General features: G+C 38.3%; 27 protein-coding genes. 16 read left to right on the top strand and 11 right to left on the bottom strand.

Translation table 11 applies throughout. The features are described from left to right. The first annotated feature begins 8 nt into the window (after positions 1-8). Positions 9-491: a transcriptional regulator ArgR gene (argR, locus tag CPS_RS03115; protein WP_011041547.1), complete on the top strand. Its 483-nt coding sequence runs from the start codon at positions 9-11 to the stop codon at positions 489-491. Between the two features lie 114 nt (positions 492-605). Here argR and CPS_RS03120 read toward each other — a convergent pair whose 3' ends face one another. Next, positions 606-1865 carry an outer membrane protein transport protein gene (locus CPS_RS03120; protein ID WP_011041548.1) on the bottom strand — a complete coding sequence of 420 codons (1260 nt, stop codon included), beginning with the start codon at positions 1863-1865 and terminating at the stop codon, positions 606-608. Between the two features lie 293 nt (positions 1866-2158). On the opposite strand from CPS_RS03120, the gene CPS_RS03125 reads away from it, so the two are divergent. From CPS_RS03125 to CPS_RS03145, 5 genes are all read left to right on the top strand, one after another. Next, complete coding sequence (locus CPS_RS03125; RefSeq protein ID WP_011041549.1) at positions 2159-2599, top strand: hemerythrin domain-containing protein; 441 nt, start codon at positions 2159-2161, stop codon at positions 2597-2599. Between the two features lie 6 nt (positions 2600-2605). Then, complete coding sequence (locus tag CPS_RS03130; protein WP_011041550.1) at positions 2606-2884, top strand: DUF2249 domain-containing protein; 279 nt, start codon at positions 2606-2608, stop codon at positions 2882-2884. 9 nt (positions 2885-2893) lie between these two features. Next, positions 2894-4204 (top strand): hypothetical protein, encoded by a 1311-nt coding sequence (locus CPS_RS03135; protein WP_011041551.1) that lies wholly within the window; start codon positions 2894-2896, stop codon positions 4202-4204. A gap of 50 nt (positions 4205-4254) precedes the next feature. Beyond that, on the top strand, positions 4255-4908 hold the full coding sequence (locus tag CPS_RS03140; protein ID WP_011041552.1) for a fumarylacetoacetate hydrolase family protein: 654 nt from the start codon (positions 4255-4257) through the stop codon (positions 4906-4908). Positions 4909-5000: 92 nt separating this feature from the next. Next, the gene (locus tag CPS_RS03145; RefSeq protein ID WP_011041553.1) at positions 5001-5399 is read left to right on the top strand and encodes a YacL family protein; all 399 of its coding nucleotides are present in this window, start codon (positions 5001-5003) and stop codon (positions 5397-5399) included. Between the two features lie 69 nt (positions 5400-5468). Here the strand turns inward: CPS_RS03145 and CPS_RS03150 are convergent, their stop codons facing one another. The 6 genes from CPS_RS03150 to CPS_RS03175 form a co-directional block, all read right to left on the bottom strand. Next, a complete protein-coding gene (locus tag CPS_RS03150) occupies positions 5469-6308 on the bottom strand; it encodes an HDOD domain-containing protein (protein WP_011041554.1) in 840 nt (279 codons plus the stop codon). A gap of 378 nt (positions 6309-6686) precedes the next feature. Next, entirely contained in the window at positions 6687-7967 is a 1281-nt protein-coding gene (locus CPS_RS03155) for an AmpG family muropeptide MFS transporter (protein WP_011041556.1), read from the bottom strand. A 117-nt stretch (positions 7968-8084) separates the two neighbouring features. Next, a complete protein-coding gene (locus CPS_RS03160) occupies positions 8085-8414 on the bottom strand; it encodes a hypothetical protein (protein WP_011041558.1) in 330 nt (109 codons plus the stop codon). A gap of 237 nt (positions 8415-8651) precedes the next feature. Then, entirely contained in the window at positions 8652-9230 is a 579-nt protein-coding gene (locus CPS_RS03165) for a peptidylprolyl isomerase (RefSeq protein ID WP_041737275.1), read from the bottom strand. Positions 9231-9288: 58 nt separating this feature from the next. After that, the gene (locus tag CPS_RS03170; protein ID WP_011041560.1) at positions 9289-9858 is read right to left on the bottom strand and encodes a YajG family lipoprotein; all 570 of its coding nucleotides are present in this window, start codon (positions 9856-9858) and stop codon (positions 9289-9291) included. Positions 9859-9871: 13 nt separating this feature from the next. Continuing rightward, positions 9872-11050: a methyltransferase gene (locus CPS_RS03175; RefSeq protein WP_011041561.1), complete on the bottom strand. Its 1179-nt coding sequence runs from the start codon at positions 11048-11050 to the stop codon at positions 9872-9874. Between the two features lie 138 nt (positions 11051-11188). On the opposite strand from CPS_RS03175, the gene CPS_RS03180 reads away from it, so the two are divergent. Further along, positions 11189-11503, top strand: coding sequence for a BolA family protein (locus CPS_RS03180; protein WP_011041562.1), 315 nt, complete (start codon positions 11189-11191; stop codon positions 11501-11503). A 136-nt stretch (positions 11504-11639) separates the two neighbouring features. Then, complete coding sequence (fabV, locus tag CPS_RS03185; RefSeq protein ID WP_011041563.1) at positions 11640-12830, top strand: enoyl-ACP reductase FabV; 1191 nt, start codon at positions 11640-11642, stop codon at positions 12828-12830. Positions 12831-13055: 225 nt separating this feature from the next. Here fabV and CPS_RS03190 read toward each other — a convergent pair whose 3' ends face one another. Both CPS_RS03190 and CPS_RS03195 read right to left on the bottom strand, forming a co-directional pair. Next, on the bottom strand, positions 13056-13436 hold the full coding sequence (locus CPS_RS03190; protein WP_011041564.1) for a PilZ domain-containing protein: 381 nt from the start codon (positions 13434-13436) through the stop codon (positions 13056-13058). A 395-nt stretch (positions 13437-13831) separates the two neighbouring features. Continuing rightward, positions 13832-14434 carry a hypothetical protein gene (locus CPS_RS03195; RefSeq protein WP_011041566.1) on the bottom strand — a complete coding sequence of 201 codons (603 nt, stop codon included), beginning with the start codon at positions 14432-14434 and terminating at the stop codon, positions 13832-13834. A gap of 675 nt (positions 14435-15109) precedes the next feature. Here CPS_RS03195 and rho point away from each other — a divergent pair. The 3 genes from rho (at position 15110) to CPS_RS03210 (ending at position 18486) form a co-directional block, all read left to right on the top strand. Next, positions 15110-16054, top strand: coding sequence for a transcription termination factor Rho (gene rho, locus CPS_RS03200; protein WP_011041567.1), 945 nt, complete (start codon positions 15110-15112; stop codon positions 16052-16054). Positions 16055-16508: 454 nt separating this feature from the next. After that, complete coding sequence (locus tag CPS_RS03205) at positions 16509-16715, top strand: cold-shock protein (RefSeq protein WP_011041568.1); 207 nt, start codon at positions 16509-16511, stop codon at positions 16713-16715. A 541-nt stretch (positions 16716-17256) separates the two neighbouring features. Continuing rightward, complete coding sequence (locus tag CPS_RS03210; RefSeq protein ID WP_011041569.1) at positions 17257-18486, top strand: nucleoside recognition domain-containing protein; 1230 nt, start codon at positions 17257-17259, stop codon at positions 18484-18486. Between the two features lie 288 nt (positions 18487-18774). Here the strand turns inward: CPS_RS03210 and trhA are convergent, their stop codons facing one another. Next, positions 18775-19434: a PAQR family membrane homeostasis protein TrhA gene (gene trhA, locus CPS_RS03215; protein WP_011041570.1), complete on the bottom strand. Its 660-nt coding sequence runs from the start codon at positions 19432-19434 to the stop codon at positions 18775-18777. Positions 19435-19567: 133 nt separating this feature from the next. Beyond that, positions 19568-19786 carry an EF-hand domain-containing protein gene (locus tag CPS_RS03220; RefSeq protein WP_011041571.1) on the bottom strand — a complete coding sequence of 73 codons (219 nt, stop codon included), beginning with the start codon at positions 19784-19786 and terminating at the stop codon, positions 19568-19570. A 425-nt stretch (positions 19787-20211) separates the two neighbouring features. Between CPS_RS03220 and CPS_RS03225 the strand changes: the two genes are divergently transcribed. The 5 genes from CPS_RS03225 (at position 20212) to CPS_RS03245 (ending at position 25260) form a co-directional block, all read left to right on the top strand. Next, entirely contained in the window at positions 20212-21654 is a 1443-nt protein-coding gene (locus CPS_RS03225; protein ID WP_011041572.1) for an alpha/beta hydrolase, read from the top strand. Positions 21655-21716: 62 nt separating this feature from the next. Continuing rightward, complete coding sequence (locus CPS_RS03230) at positions 21717-22472, top strand: ABC transporter ATP-binding protein (protein ID WP_011041573.1); 756 nt, start codon at positions 21717-21719, stop codon at positions 22470-22472. After that, the gene (locus CPS_RS03235; protein ID WP_011041574.1) at positions 22469-23659 is read left to right on the top strand and encodes an ABC transporter permease; all 1191 of its coding nucleotides are present in this window, start codon (positions 22469-22471) and stop codon (positions 23657-23659) included. Before CPS_RS03230 ends, CPS_RS03235 begins: the two co-directional genes overlap by 4 nt. Before the next feature lie 312 nt (positions 23660-23971). After that, entirely contained in the window at positions 23972-24598 is a 627-nt protein-coding gene (locus CPS_RS03240) for a sigma-70 family RNA polymerase sigma factor (protein ID WP_081428690.1), read from the top strand. Beyond that, entirely contained in the window at positions 24595-25260 is a 666-nt protein-coding gene (locus tag CPS_RS03245; RefSeq protein WP_011041576.1) for a hypothetical protein, read from the top strand. Before CPS_RS03240 ends, CPS_RS03245 begins: the two co-directional genes overlap by 4 nt. Positions 25261-25301: the final 41 nt, after the last annotated feature.

Raw genomic sequence — 25301 nt, forward strand, 5'->3', positions numbered from 1 at the left:
GAAGCTAAATGACTAGCACCCGAAAACAAAAAGAATCCCTATTAGTTCAAGCATTTAAAAGATTATTAAAAGAACAATGTTATGGTTCTCAAGGTCAGTTAGCAGAAGCTCTTGCTTCGCAGGGGTTCGAAGATATGTCGCAAGCGAAAATTTCTCGCTTATTATCTAAACTCGGTGCAGTTAAAACGCGTAATACCAATAATGAAATGATTTATATTCTGCCGGATGAATTGGCCGTACCAAAATCAAAGCAATCAATCGAATCAGTGGTATTGAGTGTTAAGCATAATCAAATGCAAATCATCTTAAAGACAGGTATTGGCGCTGCGCCATTAATTTCTCGTATGCTGGATAGCATGGGTGAGTCTGCAGGTATTTTAGGCACCCTTGCTGGTGACGACACCATTTTCATTGCTCCGGTTGATGTCGATAATATTGAAGAAATCACCGTTTCGATCCGTAACTTGTTAGCGGTAAAAGATGAACAGTAAAAAATGACCTTAGCGTCCTACTAGAATAATAATCCTCGCCATACTTCGCGAGGATTAACTTAATTTATCTAAACTCTTCAGCTATCCTTAGTCATTAAACCATCACACAACACCTTAGAAAACATGGTTATATTGTGCAGAAACAATGTAAGCATCACCTTGTGATTCGAATGTCCACTGTTGACCTAAGTCATCTTTTTCAGTGAATGTTTCACTATTGCCTTGAATGACACTGACACCTAAATCTATCGATGATTGGTCGTCAAAGCTATAGTTTAAGCCGCCACTTATCCATATACGATTACTATCAGGAATTGAGATCGATCGATGTTCTTCACCGGTGGGTGTTTGGTCATAAGCAATACCTGTTCTGAGCTTTATATTGCTACTTAATTGATAGGTGGCACCAATGGCATATCGCATTGAATCAGCAAAGTTCTCTTCTTTTGAAAACACAGGGTCTTCTACACCTTCAGCGTATCCCGCTAGCTCATCAAAACTACTCCAACCAGTCCACACGGCTGAGTAATGCACAGCTAAGGAACTATTTAATTGATGAAAACCTGAAAACTCCATAATAGCTGGCAAGGTTATATCCATGGTGCCCATGACTACGTCACCCGCTAAGCCACCAAGGTTAGCTGGTAAACCATTACTGTAATCACCTTCAAGTGTTAGTTCTACTTCACTTCGATAACTAAAACCTAGTCTATTGTTTTCGTTAAAATCATACGATAAACCTAGGTTCCAACCATAGGATATATCATCGCCAGCCAAATTTGCGGCCACCGTTTCAGGTGGCGAAGGCAGCGGACTGTCACCAAAATTACGTATTAAGGAAGCATCGGCATAAATAACATTTAACCCCCCAGCTATGGCAAAGTTATCATTTACTTTATAAGAGAGGCTGGAATTAAAATTAACCGTAGTAATTGACGTTTCCCCCGCGAGTTGCCCCGCAGCATAATCATCATCAAACTCAGTGGCTAAACCAAAATTAGAGAAGGTGCCAAAACCTAGAGCAAACTTGTCATTTAGCGGCACTACTAGATATATTGCTGGAATGATGGCACTTGGCGCAATACTACTATCATTCAATGCTACTGGGTTAATACCCGTTGGTGCATCAATACCCGTTAAGCTGACATCAGGTATAACGTAAGTGCCAGTAAATGATAACTCTATTTGATCAAATTGCGCCATAAGGGCAGGGTTGCGTGCAATTACAGATGCATCATCGGCAATTGCAGCTTCACCAGCAAACGCTCGACCTAAACCAGCAGCACTATGCTCAGCCAACTGAAAGGCGGCGCCGACACTGTAAAATGATGAACAGGTTAACGATAGTGTTAACAATGTTTTATTGAATGTCATAAGTTTGGACCATGTAAAAAGGATAAAGTAATGAGCCTACCTTAAAGGTTAGTTTTGAACTGTTATCAACAGTGAAAACTAGTATTCACTTGTGAACAGCTTTAGCGTTATTTTGATCATAGTGCTGTTGGCTATTGCGGATTTTTACTCTTAACCATATTGATTTAGAACATCAATAGAGGCTCTAGCGATAATATTTATTATTTGCTTGAGATTTTGTTAATGTAGGTCAAAACATGGCATTAGTTCCTGCTTTAACATGCCAACATTGATAATAGATAGTAGGAAGTTTTATGAGTTCAATTCCAGAGTACATGACGACAAAACATAGAGAATGTGATGAGTTTTTTTCTGAAGCCGAAGCCGCTGTTGCCGATAAAGATTGGTCGTTGGCATTAGCTAAATGGCAGCTATTTACCAGTGAATTAACTGAGCATCTTGCCCAAGAAGAAGATACTTTATTTCCACAGTTTGAACAAGCTACTGGAATGACAGCAGGACCGACACAAGTCATGCGCATGGAACATCAGCAAATGCGTGCGCTGGTTCAATCCCTTGATAATGCCCTTGCTGCCAAAGATAAAGATGAATATTTAGGCTTATCTGAAACCTTGATGGTAATGATGCAGCAGCATAATATGAAAGAAGAAATGATGCTTTATCCTATGATGGCGCAACATTTAAGCGATGGCGAGCAGCTTATCGAGGGCTTTAAAGCCAACGCAGCAGTTTAAATCATCATGGAGCTTGTAGCTGTTGATGTAAGTGAACTTGCTCCACCTGAGCCAATGACAGTGATATTAACTGCGTTGGCTAGTTTGGAGCTAGGTCATTGTTTATTGGTTACTCATAGACGGCAACCCTTTCCTTTGTATGAAAAACTGATTCAAGCCGGTTGGGCGTACCACTGCCAAGTACATGATGATGATCATATTTCATTGTTCATCTATCGCCACATCGAACAACAATTGTTTGAACAGCACTTTGACGGTCAAACCTTTCAAAGTACAACAAAGTAAGGGCTCGCTATGAATATGTCAGGCTTGTCATTTAATGCATTACCTCCTATCGATTTACCTTTTCGTTTTTTCTTAAGTGCACCAATCTTCATCATCGTTTGTGCGCTATTAGTTTTATTTTCAGGGGAAACTCTTTGGCTAAGTCGTTGGCAGCCGAGTATGTTGGCGCTGACACACGGTTTTACCTTAGGCTTTATAACCATGGTGATGATGGGCGCATTATTACAATTATTACCCGTAATCGGTGGTATTGGTATTGCTAAACCTAGACTCATTGCGACCACTAGCCACGCTTTATATTGTGTTGGTGTAATGGCCTTAATGCTCAGTTTTATTCTTGCGACTAACTGGTTAACGCTCGCTGCATTGGTGTTGCTTAGTTTGGGGTTAAGTATTTATCTCGGTGCTATTATTTGGGTGCTAATCAAAAAAATAAGCCAGGGTGATTCCATTAATTGCTTTCGCTTAGCGATAACGTCATTGGTAATATTGCTGCTGTTAGGAATATTGCTTTTAGCCAATAGATTAGGCATCACGGTGCCATTTATTAGCCTTGATAAACATGTTACCGATATCCATGCGCTAATGGGGTTAGTTGGCTGGGCAGGTATGTTAATTATTGCGGTGAGCTTTCAAGTATTGCCTATGTTTCATGTTGCTCCCAATATGCCGAAATACATAAGACAATATCTTGGTATCAGCATTTTTATCTTACTGATAGTGTATGCTTTTTATGCTGAGTTTACCTTAGGGCTAATTGTCATTAGTCATGGCGTGTTTGCCTTTAGCTTATTTTATGTGATCAATCAGCGCAAACGTAAAGTACCCGACACCAGTATTAAGTACTGGCAATTGGCTGCGGGAACATTATTGTTACTCAATATACTGTACTTCTTACCGGATAGTTTTTATAGCGCAGCACAGACCCCTTTATTTATATCACTACCTGATAAGGGGATGTTATTAACGGCAGTTTTCATTTATTTTTATTTGCTTTCCGTGATCCAAGGTATGTTACTAAAAATATTACCCTTTCTGAGTTACACCCATCTTCAACAACGCTGTTTGATTGACTTCTCTGCGATGCAATTCATTCCTCATATGCATGAATTTTTAAATAAAAAACATGGTTTAGCACTTTACTACATGCATATTTTTAGTGGTTTATCACTGGTGGCAGTACTCTGTGAACCGAGCTTATATTTTGTCTTTGCTATTTTACTGTTACTTGAATTTATATGGTTATTAGTCTTAATGGTGAGGTGCATGCGTTTATATTTTACCGTCAATCAGAAAATCAACTTGTCCAATACCCTGTAACTGATTAGTATGCTCGCTAATAAATTCTTACAGGCTAAATAGGTCCTTTTATGAATACTGTCACCTTAGTTTCAGCTGAAAAATCAGCACAACAAATAACACCCTCAAAAGTTATTTGTATAGGTCGTAATTATGTAGACCATATCAAAGAGCTGGCCAATGAAATACCGGATGAAATGGTGGTGTTTTTAAAGCCTAATTCAGCAATTAATACCGTGCTTAATGCTAAGCATAATAATGATGTATTACATTATGAGGCTGAGTTAAGTTTTCTCTACCAGGGTGGAAAATTCACTGCAGTGGCCCTTGGTCTAGATTTAACTAAACGCGAAGTACAAGGAAAGTTAAAAGGTAAAGGACTTCCTTGGGAACGTGCTAAGGCATTTGATAACTCAGCTATTTTCAGTGATTTTGTCAGTATTGAGCAAGAAGACATTCAGACATTAAACTTATCACTTATGATTAATAATGTTCCCAAGCAGCAGGGGGGCGTTAATTTAATGATGGCAAAACCTGATGATATCTTAACGGAACTGCAAACGTTTATGAGTCTTGAAGATGGCGACATTGTCATGACAGGTACACCGAAAGGCGTGGGTGTTATTGGTGTAAATGATAACTTTACGGGTCAAGTATATTTGAGCCAAGAAGATAAATTAGTGGATAATAAAGTACTACTTGATTGCCATTGGCAAGCACAGTAATTACCTCACGAAGTTATACTATTTTTTATTAAAGCTGCAAAGCTTGCTACACTTAATGTAGGCCCTTTTATACCCCATTGATAGGAAAGGCTATGGAATACGAATTTGTACACGACGCCATAACAGGCGAAGCCCGAGCGCTCTTTTCTTTAGAGCATGAGGTCATAGGTCCGTGGATGGAAGTTGAACTAGGACATAACGTTACTAAGCTTACCGATCTACTAACTGCGATTGATAACATTGAAACCGGACAGTCTCAAGAGCTACTCATCACAGGTAGCGAATATTCGATTACCTTAAATAATGAAGATGTCTCGATTCAAACTAATGTGAGCATGAATGGTTCGTTAAACGGCAGTGGTGAAGGTTTACCTGAGATGTTAACCGATGAACATATTCATTTAGATCAAAATGAAATGGCTAGCTGTGGTTTAGATGACTTTAGAGCGTTATTACTTTCTTGGGGCCAGTTCACTAACGGTTTACGATAAACCATAGGTGAACTAATTAAAGGTGCTTTGCTAGCATCTTTAATTAGTTAGTTGTGCCGTTATTATTTGTTATGTACTCACAGCAAACTCTGAAACTAAACTCTGTAAAGTCGCTTCATCAATCGCCAATATCTTGCAAACATTTTCTTGCACATAGGGCCAGTCCGCACTAGAAAAATCGGAATACTTCATTGAAATTAACTGTTCACTTAACTTAAGTACAGCAAATAAATCTTGCTCTTGTGAGCCGTTAAGTTCACTAATAAAGTTTCTATCACGGTGCTGTAAAATAATTTGGCACACGTCTTTGGGTAGTCGCCATGAACTAGCAACATAATAACCAATAGTCGCATGATTCACGCCATAATGTTGTTCTTCAGCTTGAGTAAGCGCGATCTCTGGCGTTGTTAATGCATTATCTAATAACTGTTGGTAATCATTATATTTCATCGCCATCACAGGTACACCGCAGGCATGAAATAACCCTAAGCTAAAAAATCTATCATTAGCAATCTCAGGTTTATATCTTTGCCCAAGCAACATGGCCGCATTGGCAATATCAGAAGTGACTTGCCAAAAGTCTTCCAAATTAATGCTGCAGCTTTTGGGATCAAAACTCTTTTTAAGTAAGCTACCCGTGACCAACATGACGACACCAAAAATACCAATGTAGTTCACTGACATTTTTATATCGGTTATTGTTCTACCTAGGCCGTATAGAGGCGAATTAATGGTTTTTAAAATAGTAGCGCTGACCGCGATGTCTTTACTAATGGCACGGCTAATGGCGTTAATATCTGGATTTGCTTCTGCCATAAGTGTCAATAACTCTAGCAGCAGTTTGGGTTGGGCCGGAACAGAGAAGCCACGACCAATATCATCTAAAACACTTTGATCAACAATTAACATAAGACTAATAAAAGCTATAAAAATATGGCATTAGTGTATGTTATAAAAAACCTGCTTGCTATGTTTCTTATCAAATAACGCCATCATTTGTTGTTTGAATTTTTGTCTGTATTACCCTTAATAAAAGATGAGCTTCAATCATAACTCTCTCAGGAATCCTGAAACTTAAATCTTGGCAAAACTTTCTTATAAAACTTATAAATCAGTGTGTTATATAAATCATCATCACGAAAAAACCAATGATGATAGTGTTGAAAGCGAGAATGTAAGTAAAACCTTTGATACCTTCCTTAAGGCTGTACTCATGTACGTTAAGATACCAAATCCAAATGGCACACATAATAATGGGCATTAAAAAGAAAAATTTTATCATAATGGTTAACTTGTGCTCGAATTAAGGGATGTCTCATTCCAAGGGGCAACTTTAAGTAACATCAACATACCTGGAACAGCTAAAGCCGTACAAAGAAAATAGAAATTTGTCCAACCTATTGCTTCAACAATGACTCCTGTTGTGGCATTAGCAAAAGTACGTGGTACTACGGCTAAGGCAGTAAATAAGGCAATTTGTGTTGCTGCAAAGGCGGGATTAGTCGTTTTAGCAATAAAAGCTGTGAAAGCAGCGGTGCCTAAACCAACGCCTAAATACTCAAATCCCATAGCGATGGCTAAAGCATAGGTGTTATGTCCAATTTCAGCGAGGGCAGCAAAGCCTAAAATACTTAAAATTTGTACAAAACCGAATAACCATAGCGCTCGATTAATGCTGAGCTTAACCATCACTAAGCCGCCAACGACTATACCAATGGTCATTGCAATTAATGAGGAGGTCTTGGCAACAACACCTATTTCAGTTTTGCTAAAGCCCATATCAATGAAAAATGGCGTTTGCAATGCTGTCGCCATATTGTCTCCTAACTTATAAAGTACAAGAAACAATAGCGTATAACCTGCAGATTTAAGCCCTTTACTCTGAACGAAGTCTTTGAATGGTAAGACAATAGCTTCTCGCAGGCTTTTAGGTGCAGCATGCTCAGAGTCTAACTCTTTAATGAACAGTGTTAGTAATACGCCTAATAACATGAAAGCTGCAACTATCACGAAGACCGACTGCCAACTCATATGATCGGCTAGAATAAAAGCGAGTGATCCCGGTACCAGTCCAGAAAGTCGGTATGCCTGAACATGAACTGAGTTACCTAAGCCAAGCTCGTTATCGGGTAATAACTCTCGTCGATAGGCATCAAGCACGATATCTTGGCTGGCACTGAAAAAAGCCACTGCTGCAGCTAAATAAGCGACAGACCATATATCCATTATAGGATTCACAAAGCCAAAACCAGCAATAGAGCCTAACAGTAAAAGTTGTGTTACTAACATCCAACTTCGTCGTCGGCCAAGTATGCCCAGAGAGTAGCGGTCCATGAGTGGTGACCAAAGGAATTTCCACACATAAGGAATGCCAATTAATGAGAAAAGTCCAATCTCAGTAAGACTTACCCCTTCATCACGTAACCAGCCTGGAACCAATTGATATAAAACAAACAGTGGTAGACCTGAGCTAAAGCCAGTAAAAATACAAATAAGCATGCGCTTATTTAAAATAGCCTCTTTAAAGGAACTGTTGTCTACTTGGCTAGTTGTGGGCATTTGCGGCATTAACGAGTAACTTAAATTAGGTTTTTATTTCTTCTAAGTTTATCAGAGGCTTGTTGTTTGCAGAAGCGGTATGCGGTATTTGAGTGATATTTAGTGACGAATCGCTAATCGGCTCAGTTACGGGATAGGACGCCAGCCAATACAATCAATAGGATAGCTACCGATACCGTTAAAAAAATCTAAGCAGGTATTCATTTCACTTTTGAAAAACAGATCTTGGTTTAAGGCTTGAGCACCATGTAAGCTAACTTCATGCATCAAATGCCAAAATACACGTTCTTTAGCGCTGTGTGGTGTTTCATCAATCACTTTTAATAAAGTCCACTCAGACATGGTATCTAAAATAAAATGGTCGAGCTCAGTATAGTGTAGTTTTTTCTCAATGACTGCGCTCACGTAGGCATGCATTTGTAGTATTTTATGATCGATGAATTGTTCAATTATCATGATGTCCCCTTAAAATACATGTACCGTTTGGTACAGAAGATGACGGTGGTTAGCTATAGGTTTAATTTTCACCGAAAAGTATTAATGCCTTTATTATTGCTTCACGGCTTGAATTGAAGTGCGAGAAAATTTATTGGCTAACTTATGTATCGGTGATAGTTGGCTTTTTGTCAAAGAAAATTCATTTTTATTTAGTGTTTTTTTGTAATTTACTGTTGGTGAAGATTATTATTAAACCTACTCATCAGCAGGTAATAATGTGGCTTTAATTAAAGTGACGTGTTTTATCGGGACATCATTCCAAGCCATAGTTTCGTTATAATCTGTTGGTACTTTTGCGATGGCTTCTAGTACTTCTTCACCCTCAATAATAGCGCCAAAAACCGCGTAACCCCATTTTCTTCCCGGGTCTAACGTTGTATTATCCGCAAGATTAAAGAAGAATTGGCGGTTGGCAGTATGGGGTCTATTTTCTTTCGCCATCGCGATAGTGCCCATTTCATTTTTCAGGCCATTTCCTGATTCGTTAACAATATTTTTGCCTAATTCTTTGGCGGTAAATTTAGCGTCATAAGCACCACCCTGTACAATAAAGTCGTCTATTATGCGATGAAATATAGTGTTGTTATATTCACCTTTTACCACATACTCCAGAAAATTATTCACCGTAATGGGTGCTTTCACTCTATCGAGTTCAACCACAATAACGCCCATAGATGTTTCTAATTTTACTTTAGGATAAATATTAGTTGGATCAACCGCATAGCTAAAACTACTTAAGATTAGCAAGGTGCTTGTTATAATAAATTGAACGATATTTTTCACAATTATCTGCCTACCTTTGATTGAAGGATGTTTGTCGCATAGCCTAATATTATAAGAAGGTTTTAATATCTTTACTGGTTAGAATTTGTTTTATCAAGGTACTTAAATGTTGATTAAATTCACGTTCTAATACCGCGATATCTGCGTTAAGAGCACCTTCACTGTGCGCTCTATTTTTAAAGCTGCTAGTTAGCGTCTGTTTGGTATTATCAATTGAAACTTTGATGATAATTTCACTTTGAGTGCTGTAACTGACACTTTCTTGATCAACACTGATAATAGCTTTTTCTATGGAAACGGTTATTTGATTATTTGCTGAGCTAGCCAAAGATAAACCTTGTTGTTGCCACTGCTTCACTAATAGTCCTTGAATAATATCTTCAAGGCGTTGCTCGGAAGAAAGAATGATTGCCGCTTCATCCTTTTCTAGTATCTGGATGATATGCGGGCTAGTTCGCATATCAACAACGTTCAGCTGTGCTTCTTTGCCAGATAATTGATTTGAGGGTGATAGATAAACTTGAGGTGAAACAATTAAATGTGTAGGTGCAGTACTACAGCCGACAATGCTCGTAAGCAATAAGGTTAGGGCTATTGATTTAAGTGTATTGAAGTTCATTGTTTTCTCTATTTTATCGTTTAATTGCTGATTGAGTGACAAACTTATCATTACTGGCGATTAGGGTTTCATTACCAAATAGACGCTGTAACTTAATATGATAAGCTAATTTTTGGTTACCAATAATACGTAACTCCCCACCTTTTTTTAATACTCGGTGACTGTCTTTAAACATCTGCCAAGCGATATGATCAGTTGTCGCGGTATTTTGATGAAATGGCGGATTACATAAAATCAAATCAACACTACCACCTTCTATATCGGTCAAAGAGTCGTTAAGGGTAAATTCACATTGTTCAATAACGTCAGGCAGGTTTGTCATTATATTCTGCTTCGCTGAAGAAATTGCCATGGTAGATTCATCAATAAACTGAACGTGTGCTTCTGGTTGATTTGCTAAAACGGTGAGGCCGATAACACCATTGCCACAACCTAAGTCTATTACTGTGCTGTTAGCAGCAACTGTAGGCAAATTCTCAATAAAGTATCGTGCGCCAATATCCAGCTTTTCACGGGCATAAACATTGGCATGATTGCTAATGGTTAACTCGCGAGATGGTAAATCATTGGTAGACTTGTGTGGGATAGACCACACAGTTGGAAAAGGGGACTGATGAACTTGCTTATTATCAAACTGACAAAAAACTAAGCGTGCTTTTTTAACCGCTAAAGAGGTTTTTGTTGTGCCTAAATGTTTTTCAAACACCTTTAGAGTTGAGCTGTGGATCTCTTTGGCGCGGTCTGCGGCAATAAAAATACAGTTTTCATTTACTGATTTTTTTATTTGAATGAGTTGTTCGATGAGCAGTGATTTGCTTTTAGGAATTTTATATAAAATGACATCAATATTATTTGGCAAACTATCAAGAGAGTTTAGCTGGGTAAAATGACTATCATCTAAGCTATTTTGCTCGATGTTATAGCTGGCCCCTTCACTACTAATGTAAGAGTCATTAATAGAAATAACTTCAGGATTCTCACTCGTCGATTGGCAAAAATTAACAGCCAGTGCACCAAAAGCATCATTAAAAATAGCCACCTTTGTTTGCGCGTTAATTAAATTTTGATCATGCACATGGTTTATTAGGTACTCATCGGCTGAATCCCATGCTTGTAAACTGCGGTTTACTTGTGAAACAGGGAAGCGACTAAGGAATAAGTTCTTATCATTAACAATAAAAGGGCTGATCATAAAAATTGGCTAAAGGTCAGTGAAAAATTTGCCCGCTATTGTGTCATAATCTACAACATATTGTTGGTCTATCCACTTAAATCAGCTAAAATATTTACTACTTTTAATTCTTCATATTTTACACTCAGCGAGAGAATAATGACTGTTGCCTCTGTTATTGAACAAAAACTGCTTGATGCTTTTCAACCTTCACACTTAGATGTGATTAATGAAAGTAATAACCATAATGTACCGCCGGGCAGTGAGTCACACTTTAAAGTGGTTATTGTAGCCAAAGCCTTTGAAAACGAGCGTTTAATTAAGCGTCATCGTTTAATCAATAACGTACTTTCACAAGAGTTAGCTGAAAAAATTCATGCCTTAGCATTACACACCTACACAGAAAAAGAGTGGCAAGAGCAGTATGCTGGCAAGGCGCCAAGCTCTCCAAACTGCTTAGGTGGCGGAAAGTAGAATATATTGTATTCTGGTCGTACCTCTTTATGCTTGAGGCAAGGTACAATGTCATCAAATACTTGAAAGTTTCTTTCAAACCTTAGCTAAATACATACTCTAGCTGAGTCACTAATATAAATAAAAAGGTTAACTTATGGTTATCAAACCAAAAATTCGTGGTTTTATCTGTACTAATGCTCACCCAGTAGGTTGTGAAGCGCATGTTAATGAACAAATTGCTTATGTAAAAGCGCAAACATCAGCGACTTCTGGTCCTAAAAATGTTTTGGTTATCGGTGCTTCTACTGGTTATGGTTTAGCGTCACGTATCACCTCTACTTTTGGTCATGATGCGAAAACATTAGGTATTTTCTTTGAAAAACCACCAACAGAAAAGAAAACAGGCTCTGCTGGTTGGTACAATACAGCTGCTTTCGTAAAAGCAGCTGATGAAGCAGGTATTTACGCAAAGAATATTAATGGCGATGCTTTTTCTCATGAAATAAAAGCAAAAGCGATTGAAGCAATTAAAGCCGATATGGGTACAGTTGATTTAGTTGTTTATTCATTAGCATCACCTCGCAGAACTGATCCAGATACCGGTGAAGTATATTCTTCTACGTTAAAACCAATTGGCCAAAGTGTTACCACTAAAAACCTTAATACCTCAAAGCGTGTTATTGATGAAGTCTCTGTTGAAGCAGCAAATGATGCTGAAATTCAAGGTACTATTGATGTAATGGGCGGCGCTGATTGGGAATTGTGGATGAACGCACTGGGTGAAGCTGGTGTTTTAGCTGAAGGCGTTAAAACCGTAGCTTACACATATATTGGTAAAGAATTAACTTGGCCAATTTATGGTAAAGCGACTATTGGTAAAGCGAAAGAAGATTTAGATAGAGCGGCTACTGCTATTAACGCAGCAACTGCTGATTTGAATGGTCAAGCACGTGTAACCTCTTTAAATGCTGTGGTAACACAAGCAAGCTCTGCTATTCCTATTATGCCTTTATACATTTCAGCTATGTTTAAAGTGATGAAAGCCGACGGTACGTATGAAGGCTGTATTGAGCAAATTGCGAACTTATTCAAAGAGAACATTTATAGTGACTCGCCTCGTTTAGATGAAGAAGGTCGTTTCCGTCAGAATTATAAAGAGCTAGAAGATAGCGTTCAAAAACGTGTTACTGATATTTGGAATAGTGTTGATACTGATACTATTGATGAATTAACTGATTACGTTGCTTATCATCAAGAATTCTTAAAACTGTTTGGCTTTGGTATTGACGGTGTTGATTACGATGCTGATGTTAGTCCTGAAGTTGCTATTAACAACTTAACTTAGGTTTCATTGCCTTCACTGAGGCAATGAAATGTAAATAGTAAAAAGCCGCACTCTTTATTGTTAATAATAGAAAGTGCGGCTTTTTTGTGTCTTGGTGTTAGGCAACAGAATATATTCTTCAGAAAAATGATGATCACTTTGTGCGTAGTGCTGACGTTAGCTACTGATTGTTCTTTAGGTCAACTGATCGTTAAAAGAAGAGATTTAAACAACACCAAAAATCTATTAGGTTGGCCAATTTTGTTTAACCACTACATTTATCTGTTGGCTTAACAATGCTTCTATTGAAGTTAATTGCCCGACAGTAATATTGATAAATTTTAAACCTAATAGAAAATCATTTTGAGATATACGACGAATTACAATTACGCGTACGGTCATTAACCCTAATTTTTTATCCTCGTTGAGTATAATTTGAAATTGAGTAGGGTGGTGATTGGTGTGACTTAAAATGAAATCAACACATGCTTTGTCTGCGCTGAGTTGGACTCCTGATAAAGAGATATTAATTGCAGTACTTGTTAACTGTTGCTCACTGTCTTTTAAGACGATAGATACCGAAAAATTTACATCTTTTCTAGGATAAAACCTTCTTTCAATCGACATAGTGAGCCTCTATTGTTGCTTTCATTACAACTCTACTTTAGCAAATCTCGTTATAATGTACGTACTTTAATTTGTACTTAGGTTTAAAAATGATCAAGTAACTGATGACCTTGTTCGCTAAGGATAGATTTTGGATGAAATTCTACGCTGGAAAGGTAAAAAGGTAGGACACCCATTGATCGGGATCATTTCAATTAATGGGTGTCCCGAATTGTCGCCTCAATTTTTATGTCTGCTTACGTATCGATAGCGCACCTAATTTTGAGTAACTTCGGCTAATAGATTTGGTTTTCTCTGTGCAAAAGTGAGCGTTAGGTGATTCTACTTTCCCAATGCCGACCGTCTATTATAGAGCATGACCCTAGCAATTTACTCTATCGGATTCACTAATTGCTTTAGGTGCTAACGTTAATCGCCCGTTGTATTGATGCAAGACTAACACTGACCTCTTTTTCAATCTCTCGTGATGTTAAGCCCTCACCGTGTAACTTCATTATCTGTAAATGAATAACCTCGGTAATAACATTAGGAAGGCCAAAAGCAGCAGCATAACCATTTTTACGTTCTTTCTTTTTAGGAATAGAAGGTCTATTTATTGGTAGTATTGGTTTTCTTTTTCTATGAACTACTGGAGTCGTTGCAATAATTGGTTCGGGTATTGGTGCTGTGTTCTTATGTTCAATCAATAGCGGTATCGCTTTACTCAGTGCTTTTTCTACAGCGCGAGTAATGATATCTTCAAGTTCATCCGGTGTTAAATTAATGGTGTTATTTTTTTTCGACGATTTCCCTGCGACATTCTGTGACTTTTTAGCTATTATTTTCTGCGACACTTTAGATAGCGAACCGAAAACACGTATTAACTCAGTAGTATCAATTTGTGGCTTACCTAACGTATCACGTACCGTTGTTAACTTACCGTTAGCTATGTATCGCTGAATTGTTCTTCGTGACTTCTTTACTAGTAATGCGCTATCAGTGATATTGTGAATAGCCATACAACACCTTTTTTATTGTTATTATACTGCGACATATTAGAGGCTTTGATGAGAGGATAGTCAATACTGAACAAAAGAAAATTAACACTGATTTTTGGATTAGGTGCTACGAATCAATCACACTCCTCTTGCTTTAAAATATTATTTATACTTCTAGAACTCATGTCCGAAAGTAAAAATTAAATAAACAAGGAGGAGAACGTCCGTTTACGTATCAAACTGCCTCTTAGCTGAGGTGACTTTGGTTCACAAAAAACGACCGTTTTGTGGCAGCTACTACCCTTAATATTTCATTCAATAAAATTTACTGTTTCAAAATCTAATTAAATTTACAGTTAGGTCGTTTCCATGGGCACAGAAGACATAAAGCCTCCCCGAATGTGTAGGTCAATTTTCTGATCATATAGCGGACATAAATTTCATACTTCTATGGTGCAAAGATGCACAAAGTGAGATAGGGTTTTAACCCTAATTTAGACTTCTTTTTGGCTTTGCAGACAATTGCGTAAAATATTTATCAATACTTTTTTTAATACGTTATTATCTATTTTTTAATAAAATATAACATTAAAAGTAGCTAACTTTGCACGGTCAACATAATGAGCTGTTAGCTGCGTTATACTACGTTAAAGACGTCAAAAAACACTTAATAATCTAGAGCTATAAACCCATATCATGACAAGAAAAATATTAAAACTGAACGTGAAAAGAAAAATAGTTTCCAAACCAATAGATGAAGTGGTCAAGGATGTATCTCATGATGACCCACAAAAGCGTTTTTTAAATGGCGTAGCCATCAATCCTGAACAATGTATTCACCTAGAATTAGGTTCTCAGCAACACTCCGCGCGAGCTATGGATTTGTTCACGCCAATAGGAATGGGGCAGAGGGGGTTGATTGTTGCACCGCCTGGCTCCGGAAAAACGACCATTTTAAAACATACTTGCCAGGCTGTGGGCGCAGCTTATCCCGATATAAAGCTTTATGCGTTACTCATTGACGAGCGCCCAGAAGAGGTGACGGATTTTAAGCGCAGCGTGCCGGCACAAGTATATGCCTCATCCACGGATGAAAACTATGACCATCACGTACGTGTAGCCAATGACCTTCTTAATATTGCTCGCAAGGAAGCTGGTGAAGGTCACGATGTCATGATTGTCATTGATTCTCTCACAAGGCTCACACGAGTATATAATGCAAATCAAAAGAGCAGCGGTCGTACCATGTCGGGCGGAATTGACGCTAGAGCGATGGAAATACCACGAAAACTGTTTGGCACAGCTAGAAATATTGAGAATGGTGGCTCGATTACCATTCTAGCGACCATACTTGTTGATACCGGAAGCCGAATGGATCAAGTGATATTTGAGGAGTTCAAGGGCACGGGTAATATGGAAATCGTTTTATCACGTGAGGCTGCAAATATGAGGGTTTTTCCCGCATTGGATATTGCGAAAAGTAGCACGCGCCGTGAGGAGCTTCTTCTTAATTCGAAGGATATCGAAAAGGTAAGATTTTTGAGAAGAGCGCTTACCAGTCTTAAACCTGTGGAGGGTGCTAGGAAACTTGTTGAGCTACTTGAGAAATATCCAACGAATGCGGAGCTGTTAAACCGTTAATTACCTACAATTATTTGAGCGCTTGGGAAATGAATTTTGAGCAAAAAGGTAGAGCTGACAAGTACATCAATTAGACGTATTTCCGCTACGCTCCAATGCGTAAATTACACAAGCGTTACCCCTATAAAGTCTAATCCACCTTTACAGCTCAAACTCCTAATGTCTACACAGTGGTAATTGTGAACGTTTAACTCTAACTCGTTAATGGGCACATAACATCATAGAATATCTTTACTGATATATCTAAAAATATAGCCAAATTAACTATGCCACTATAACCTGAGTTACTTGTTATTGCGCGAAAGGTGGCTAATATTAAAAATAAATAAGGTAAGCATCGTTAATCAGCAATAAAATTTGCAGCTTAAGGTGGCTTAATTAAATTCAAAATCTGATTTTGTAATGGTGATAGCAAATCAGAATTATATTTTTCACCAAAAATAAAGAGAATGTTATGAGTAAAGGTATAGTTAAGTGGTTTAATTCAGATAAAGGTTTCGGATTCATTACTCCAGAAGACGGAAGTAAAGATTTGTTTGTTCATCATTCAGAAATTCAATCAGGCGGTGAATATGCAACATTGGCTGATGGTCAAACCGTTGAGTACGAAGTGGGGCAAGGACAGAAAGGCCCATGTGCAAATAAAGTTGTTGCTGTTTAAGTCGTAGCACATAGACGCATAAGTAAGCGGATGCGTTACACGCACTTGCTTATGCGTTATCGATAGAAAAACTAATCCAAATTAGCTTCACCACCTAAATCCCTTATGCCTTCTAAGTGGCATAAGTGAACCTTAGAAAATCATTCAAAAAAACATCATGAAATTATTATGGGCTTAAGTCTGCTGCGTACGCTTTGCTGACGTTAGCTACTGATTGTTCTTTAGGTCAACTTATAGCCTGAAGCTGTTATAACCTGTTTAAAGAATATGTCTCATTTGAATAATTATCTAATTTCCTATAAATTTAACGAAGGGTAGTTCACTATTTTGACACGACACCCTCCTATTAGTCGTGAGTAGACTGAACTGCTGATGCTTAATAAACGGGGTCAGATGAGAATTTCAAAGGCCTAAGTGGCCGCTAGTTTATTGACGCAGCATCTAAATTCTAGGTTGTTGATTTTTCTCGACTCTTTTAAAGTTATAATCCTAACTATTTGTAGTTGTTCGTATCTAATTTTCTTATTCGGGGTATATAGTTGTGTTGAATGGATTATGGTTAAGTTTTTTTTGGCTAGCAGCTATAGCCGCAGGTTATCAGTGGCTCTTACTAGATAACGCTAACGTATTTAGTCAAGTTATTAGCTCTTTGTTTTCTATGGCAAAGCTATCTGCTGAAATTGCAATTGGATTGATTGGTACACTTTGTTTGTGGCTCGGAATTTTTAAAATCGCTGAGAAAGCCCAACTTATATCTTTTTTTGCTCGTGGCGTTGAGCCACTTTTTAGGTATTTGATGCCTGGAGTGCCTCGTGGCGATAAAGCTTTTGGCTCCATTTCCATGAATATGGCCGCTAACATGCTGGGGCTAGATAACGCTGCTACTCCGCTTGGCCTAAAGGCTATGCAAGACCTCCAAGAGCACAATACCAATAAAGATGTTGCGACTAATGCTCAAATCTTATTCTTAGTTTTGAATACGTCTTCCGTTACGTTATTGCCCGTTACTATTTTTATGTATCGTGCTCAGCAAGGTGCTCTAAACCCTACGGAGGTTTTTATCCCTATATTACTGGCTACCTGCGCATCAACGGTTGTTGGGGTGTCAGTTGTCGCTTGGATTCAGCGTCTCTCACTTTTGAATCGTGTAGTGTTATCTTATTTGGGGGGATTTGTTTTACTCGTATCCTTGCTCATTACCAGTTTAATAAGTATGCCAGCAGAGCAAATGACAAAGGTTAGCTCGGTGGCTGCTAACATCATTTTATTTGGTGTTATTCTTGCCTTTCTTACTATAGGTTGGCGTAAAGGAGTGCAAGTTTATGAGACGTTTATAGAGGGGGCCAAAGAAGGTTTTACTACAGCCATTACATTAATACCTTATTTAGTGGCAATGTTAGTGGCTATAGGGGTTTTACGTGCTAGCGGGGCCTTGGATCTATTTGTTGACGGTATAGCTTACTTGTTGGTCCTCGCTGGGCTGGATACGCAATTTGTTGATGCATTGCCTACGGCACTGATGAAACCATTTAGCGGTTCTGGTGCGCGGGCTATGATGCTAGAGACCATGAATACACATGGCGTGGATTCTTTCGCCGGTCGATTAGCTGCCGTTATGCAAGGCAGTACCGAAACAACGTTTTATGTGCTCGCTGTGTATTTCGGCGTTGTGGGTATTAAGCAGGGAAGGCATGCCGTCTTTTGTGGTTTGATCGCGGATCTTGCTGGAATCTGTGCGGCTATAATCGTGTGTTATTGGTTCTTTGGATAATAAAAAAGCTGGGATACTCTGAACCTCCCCAGTTTAACGGACGCTTTAAATATTCAAGAAATTACTAATAGCTGTATTATCATGTTGTCTAATTAGTTTCATATGTTTTATTTTTTAGCCATAGCCACATTAAAAAGAGCTTAAGACGTAAATAGCTTTTAGTCCGCTTTGTCGGAACAGTTGCCGTTAGATACGTAAGGACTAACGTCAGCTTTCATATCCTAAGTGAACGTAAATCTGAATGAATCCTAGAGATAATTTAGGTCGGGTTTGTGGCATTAGTGAATATTACACGTACCAATAAATCATTAAAAAATGGCAAGTGACACCGCCTAAAACAAAAAGGTGCCAAATAGCGTGCGTGTAAGGTATTGTTTTTTTGACATAGAAAAAAACCCCAAGAGAATAAATTAACCCGCCTAATGCCAGCAAGCCAATGGCTTGTTCAGGTAACTTCTCATATAACTCCCCTAAAATACCCAACGAAATAAAACCCATGCCTAAATAAGTGGCTAGGGATATTTTTTTGTATTTGTTACCAAATTTTATTTTGAACAGAACACCGGATAAGGCAAATAGCCAAATAAAAACCAGCAGAGTATAACCAAGCGGGCCTGCCAATGTGATAGCAAATAGTGGTGTATAAGTACCTGCAATGAGTAAATATATGGCGCAGTGATCTAGTAGTTTAAATAACGTCTTAGCGCGCTTATTCGTTAAACTATGGTAAATAGTTGAGGCGAGAAAAAGTAGAATGCCACTGGTAGCGAAAATACTAAAACTAATTATTCGGCTAAGTTCGCCATGGCTGTTATTTAATAGTAAAAATAGTGCGAAACAACTTAACAATAGACCAAAGGCGTGGCTGATAACATTAAGTTTCTCTTCGCTTTGGCTATAAGAGGTTGGTGGAGAATTGTCAGAAGGAAAGTCTTTCTGATCAGTCATAATGAACTGCTTTAATAAGTTTAGTGTGCGAATGTACGCTGAGTGTCAATACAACACCAAACAAAGTAAAGATAGAGTTTATCTAAGGCTAAATCTGCTGTTAGCCTTGGTATCAGAGTTGAGCGAACTTTAGTTAAAGTGCTAACTCAATAACCATATCTTTTAGCTCATCTTTAGAGATTGAGTTGCTGTGATTTTTATCAAAACGATTAAAAATGGTTTCGCACATACGAATACCTTTGTCTTGTAATAAAACGTCAATTAGCTCAACAAATTCCGAACGACTTATCACGCCGTCTTTATCTTCATCAAACACTTCAAATAACTCATCTACCCACTGATTTAAGTCCATATAAAATCCCCACTACTAATTTAAAAAAGATATGACTAAACCATATCGCTTATTCAGGTGTTTGTGAATGGCTATTTCAATTTTTTTAGCCTTGTGATGGATAAAGTAGCTATTTGTCTACTTATTGATTGCTTTTGGATCATATACCCAAGCCACTTGAATATGCGTTTTTCGGGACGCTTGATCATTAGTTCCTCAACCATCCCCGAAGGGCTGGTTTAGAAATGCTTTATGCTGCGTTATTGATTTCGACAATAGAATAACTATTCTCCTCCATCAATGTATTGCCTAAAGTCATTTTAATTCCCACTGAAATATTGCACTTTGAATTGTAACGGGTATATATCAACTTTATTTTTATTTTTCTGTAATAAATTGGCAAAGCTGCAGACTAACTGTCCAATGCTTTATTAAGGAAAGATAAAATGAAAGTAACGTGGAAAAATCTGTTGGCGCTAAGTTTATTGTCATTAACGGCAACGAGTTGGGCTAATGATAGTAAATTAACTTTAGAAAACTGCCATTTAGGTGAAATTCGCTCACAAGTACAGTGTGGCAAACTTGAAGTGCCAGAAAATTATCAGCAGCCTGATGGTGATAAAATAGCCGTTAATTTTGCCGTATTGCCTGCTATTGATGATAGTGAATACAAGGCGCCGTTAATGTTTTTAGCAGGTGGTCCAGGTCAAGCCGCAGTTGAATTAGCGACAGGATTAAATAGAGTCTTTCGTGAAGTACGTAAAACACGTGATATTATTCTTGTTGATCAACGAGGTACTGGTAAAAGCAGTCCCTTGTCATGTGAATTTGAAGCAGTAGATAATGTCTATAGCGCTTTACCTGATGCATTAACCCCTCAAGAAGTAAAAGATTGTGTTGCGCAATTTAAAGGTGATGTAACTCAATATAATTCTGAAAATGCTATTCGAGATTTTGATGCAATACGTGCAGCACTGGGTCATGAAAAGTTAAATATTTATGGCGGCTCTTATGGCACACGTGCAGGGTTGGTCTTTATGCGCATGTTTCCAGAGTCTCTGGAAAGTGTTGTGTTAGATAGTGTTGGTCCAATAGAAGTACCTATAGGCATGTTCGGGCAAAGTGGCGCACGTTCTTTTAATCTATTGATTGATAATTGTAAAAATAGTGAGTCATGCCATAAAGCTTTCCCAAATTTAGCTGATGAATTTCAAGCAGTAAAAGTACGTTTAGCGAAAGAGCCTGCTAGCATTGATATCTTACATCCTCGTTTAGGCACACCAACAAAACTTGTTATTGATGAGACTAAATTTACCGGTAACTTACGCTTTCAGCTGTATGGCATGGAAGGTCGTTCTATGGTGCCACTTGTTATCCATCAAGCTTTCTTAGGTAATTATCAACCGCTAGTTGGTTTGATGGCTCGCACGGAGGGTGAACAACTTGTTTATACCGGCTTACTCTTTAACATTGTATGTAATGAAGATATGCCAAGGTTATCGGTAGCAGATAAAGCGGCGGACGCGAACAATAACTTTGATGGCAAAGACAGCCAGCTTGCATGGGACATGGTTTGTCCATTCTTCCCTAAATACCGCCCGAGTGAAGGTTTTTACCAGAGTGTCACAGCAGATATTCCGACGTTAATTTTGTCAGGTAATTTAGATCCAGTCACACCGCCTAGTAATGGTGAGTATTCAGCGAAGACTCTACCTAATAGCCATCATATTATTGTTGAAAATGCTTCGCATACCGTGGCAATGAGTACCTGTGCTAGCGATATAATTCAGGAGTTTTTAACCAGTAAAACGCCTAAGAAACTTGATGAATCTTGTTTAAAAGACATTCCCCAAGAAACCTTTATGACCAGTGTTAACGGTATTCAATAGAGCGCATACATTTATATGTAATGGCACGAATAAGGGAATAACTATGTTTGAAGGAAAAAGAAATGATAGAAGTAAATAATTTACATAAGAGTTTTATTGATAAGAAAGATAAGAAGAATACGGTCAAAGCGCTAGATGGACTTTCTTTCACCGCCAAAGACGGTGAAATTACTGGTATTTTAGGCCCTAACGGAGCCGGAAAAACAACGTGTTTACGCACGTTATATGGATTACTTTCAGCTGACGAAGGTTTTGCCACCATTGACGGTATTAGTGTGACTGAAAACCCACTTGCTGCACGAGCTAAGTTAGGTATTTTTCCTGACAAATTTGGCTTGTATGAACGTCTTACCGCTTACGAGCAAATTGATTATTTTGCCAGCCTTCATGGCATGTCAGGAAAAACTAAAAAACAAGCGATAGAACAAGTGATCCAAGATTTAGAGTTAGGTGATTTAGCACATCGTAAAACTGTTGGCTTTTCTCAAGGCCAGCGTATGAAAGTTACACTAGCCCAAGCATTAGTACATCAACCGCAAAACTTTGTGCTTGATGAGCCAACGCGAGGTTTAGATGTAATGAGTACCCGTATTTTACGTAATCATTTAGCTAAGTTTAAAGCCAAAGGACACTGTATTTTATTCTCGTCACATGTAATGCAAGAGGTTGCGGCCTTATGTGACCGAGTCATTATTGTGGCTAATGGAAAGCTTGCCGCACAAGGAACTCCTCAAGAGTTATGTGAGTTAGCGGGTGAACAGAATTTAGAAGAAGCTTTTGTTAAATTAATTGGTTCAGATGAAGGAGTAGCTGCATGATTACTTCAAATTTAAATGTAGATTTAATCCAATTAAAAGCATTAGTGATAAAAGAGTACCGAGAGGCTTTTCGTGATAAACGCGCGCTTATGGTTGCGTTAATGATGGCTATCTTAGCGCCTGTCGGAATAATGGTCATGTCAAAAATCATGATTGAAAAAATGGTGGATGAGCCGCCTATCTATGTCAAGTTCATCGGCGCTGAGCATGCGCCTAAGTTAATCAAGCACTTTGCAGATAAAAACTTGTTAGATTTGGCGGATGTACCTAAGGATGAAAAATCTACTTGGGAACAACGTAATATTGCGATTGAAATCCCAGAAGATTATGCAGCAGATATGGCAGAAGGTAAGCCGATAAAATTGCATTTACAGGCTGATTTTACTGACAAGGCTGTTCAACCGCCAGTAAGGCGAATTAATAATGCCGTAAGAGAGTTCTCTTTATCCATAGGTTATAAACGTTTGTTACTTCGAGGTGTAGACATACGTTTGTTAAACCCTGTTAAATTAGTTGAGCAAGACACGGCAAAACCTGATGCTACTTTTATGCTGATTTCAATGATGCTTGGTATTTATTTGATGTTAGCTGCATTTATGTCTGGTTTATCGGTCGCGATTGATTCGAGTGCCGGTGAGCGTGAGCGTAATGTACTGGAAATGTTGCTTTGCCAACCTGTAAGCACCATGAAAATAGTATTGGCTAAATTGATAAGTGCTTCAACAGTGGCAGTTATCGGTGTGTTATTGATATTGATACTTACCTCTGTTTCAGTGGGTTTTGTCGATTTAACTAAAATTGGTGCCACCTTTAGCTTAGATCTATCGACCGCAGCGGTATTATTATTACTACTATTACCTATTTGTTTCTTTGCGTCAGCCTGTCAGTTATTTGTGGCATTTCAAACAAAGAGCTTTAAAGAGGCGCAATCAACGGTAGGTATGCTTATCGGTATTCCCGCTTTTATCCCTTTTGTTGTTTCGATGATGGATGATCGTCCCCAGTGGCTAAATTGGCTGCCAATCGCGGGTCAATCCATGATAATTGAAAATATATTTAAGGGTGTTGACGTTGATTGGTTAGCAGTATTCGCTACGAGTGCAGTGACTATTGCTATCACGATTGCTTTAGTTTTAGCACTAGCTAAGAAGTTAAAATCAGAAAAAGTAGTGATGGCATTAAGCTAAGCCTATACCCAAACTACATGAAGATGCAGGTTTCAGCTGGAGTTAGAAATGCCTTTAGGCAAGGCATTGATTGAAGAGAAGGATTATTCCCTTGTCGAAATCAATAACATGGCTTAAAGCGTTTATAAACCAGCCCTATGGGAACACCTGAGTGAACCATGCTCTTCGTTGCCTCCTTTTTTAAGGGAATAACCCTTAATAAAATGAAGCGCCTTGATCATGAATCACTCAGGCATCCTGAAATGTGCATCTTCAAGTCGCTTGGGTATATCGCGACATTGATGATAAAATAACAATCTTATAGTAAATATTATGTTAAATTTAAGTAAATTAATCATAACGAAAGCAGACGTTTCCTATGCCACCGCGCAGAGAACAGACTGCCAGGAAAACGCATTGGATTGTTATTCAGTAGAGCCGCAGGTTGTGGATCATCAAGTCGTATTTACCCAGTGGATGACGGAGCATGAAAAATTGCTACGTCATATCATTACGGGTTTTGAAGCAAAAATTGCTATTCAAGATGAGCTATTTCAAGAGATCGCGTTAAATATTTGGCGAGCTTTACCTCAGTTTCGTCAAGATGCAGCGGTAAAAACCTTTGTTGCACGTATTGCTCACAATGTATTAGCGACACACGTTGCTAAAGCAGTCAAAACCATTAAAGCGGATCAAGACTTAAGTAACATCAGTATGGAGGTTGAAGAGGATGAACGTCAACCTACACCTTATCAATCACTTAACCAGAGTCAACGACAACAAAAGCTAGCCGAAGCTATTCGTCAGCTAAAACTTGAGCAACAACAGGTGATAACACTCGCATTAGAAGGCATGAGTTATCAAGAGATTGCAGACGTTTTAGCCATTACAACAAACCTTGTTGGTGTACGATTACAGAGAGCTAAACAAGTCTTATCTCAAATGTTGGAGGCCGTATGAGTAACGATAAATTTCCTGAAAATGAAGAGGTTCATCAAGGTGTTCATCAAGAAACCGAGAAACAATTAAGTTCGGCTGTTATCTCAGAGTTTAGTGCAGAGACGAGCAATCTACTTGATGAACAATGGCTCACACTTAGCCAAGATTGGCAAAGTCAGCCTTATGAAAAAACAAATATTCAAGCGTTATTAAAACAAACTAAAAAACGTACTCTGCTAGCAAAATCTTTGTTGGCTATTGATATCATCGCAACTGTTGGGCTTATCATTGCGTTATTAATTGGCCTGTATCAAGGGGATTGGGGAACGGCAACTATTGCTTACCTTGCCTTCGGAGCAATAACTTCAATAGTCTTTGTTTATTATGAAATTAAGATACGTTTACGTATTTGGCAACATAGCTGTGATAGTCCAGATAAAGCGGTAGCTAACGCTATTGCAGGGCTGGAGTCTTCGATTAAATATATTAAATTAATTAAGCTATCATGCTGGTTATTGCTACCAGCAGTTAACTGGTACATTTATGTCATGATTGAAGAGTCAGAAAAATCATCTTGGCCGCCCTTCTTTGTGATCAATCTTGTTATAGTCATCTTGTGGTTGGTTAGCCATTGGTTTCAGAAAAAGCGCACTAAAGAGTTGAGCCAACTTAGCTTAATCTAATAATTCCTGTGCAAATATACCGCTTAGTTTTGCACAATAAA

The organism is Colwellia psychrerythraea 34H (genome assembly GCF_000012325.1).
Lineage (GTDB): Bacteria > Pseudomonadota > Gammaproteobacteria > Enterobacterales > Alteromonadaceae > Colwellia > Colwellia psychrerythraea_A.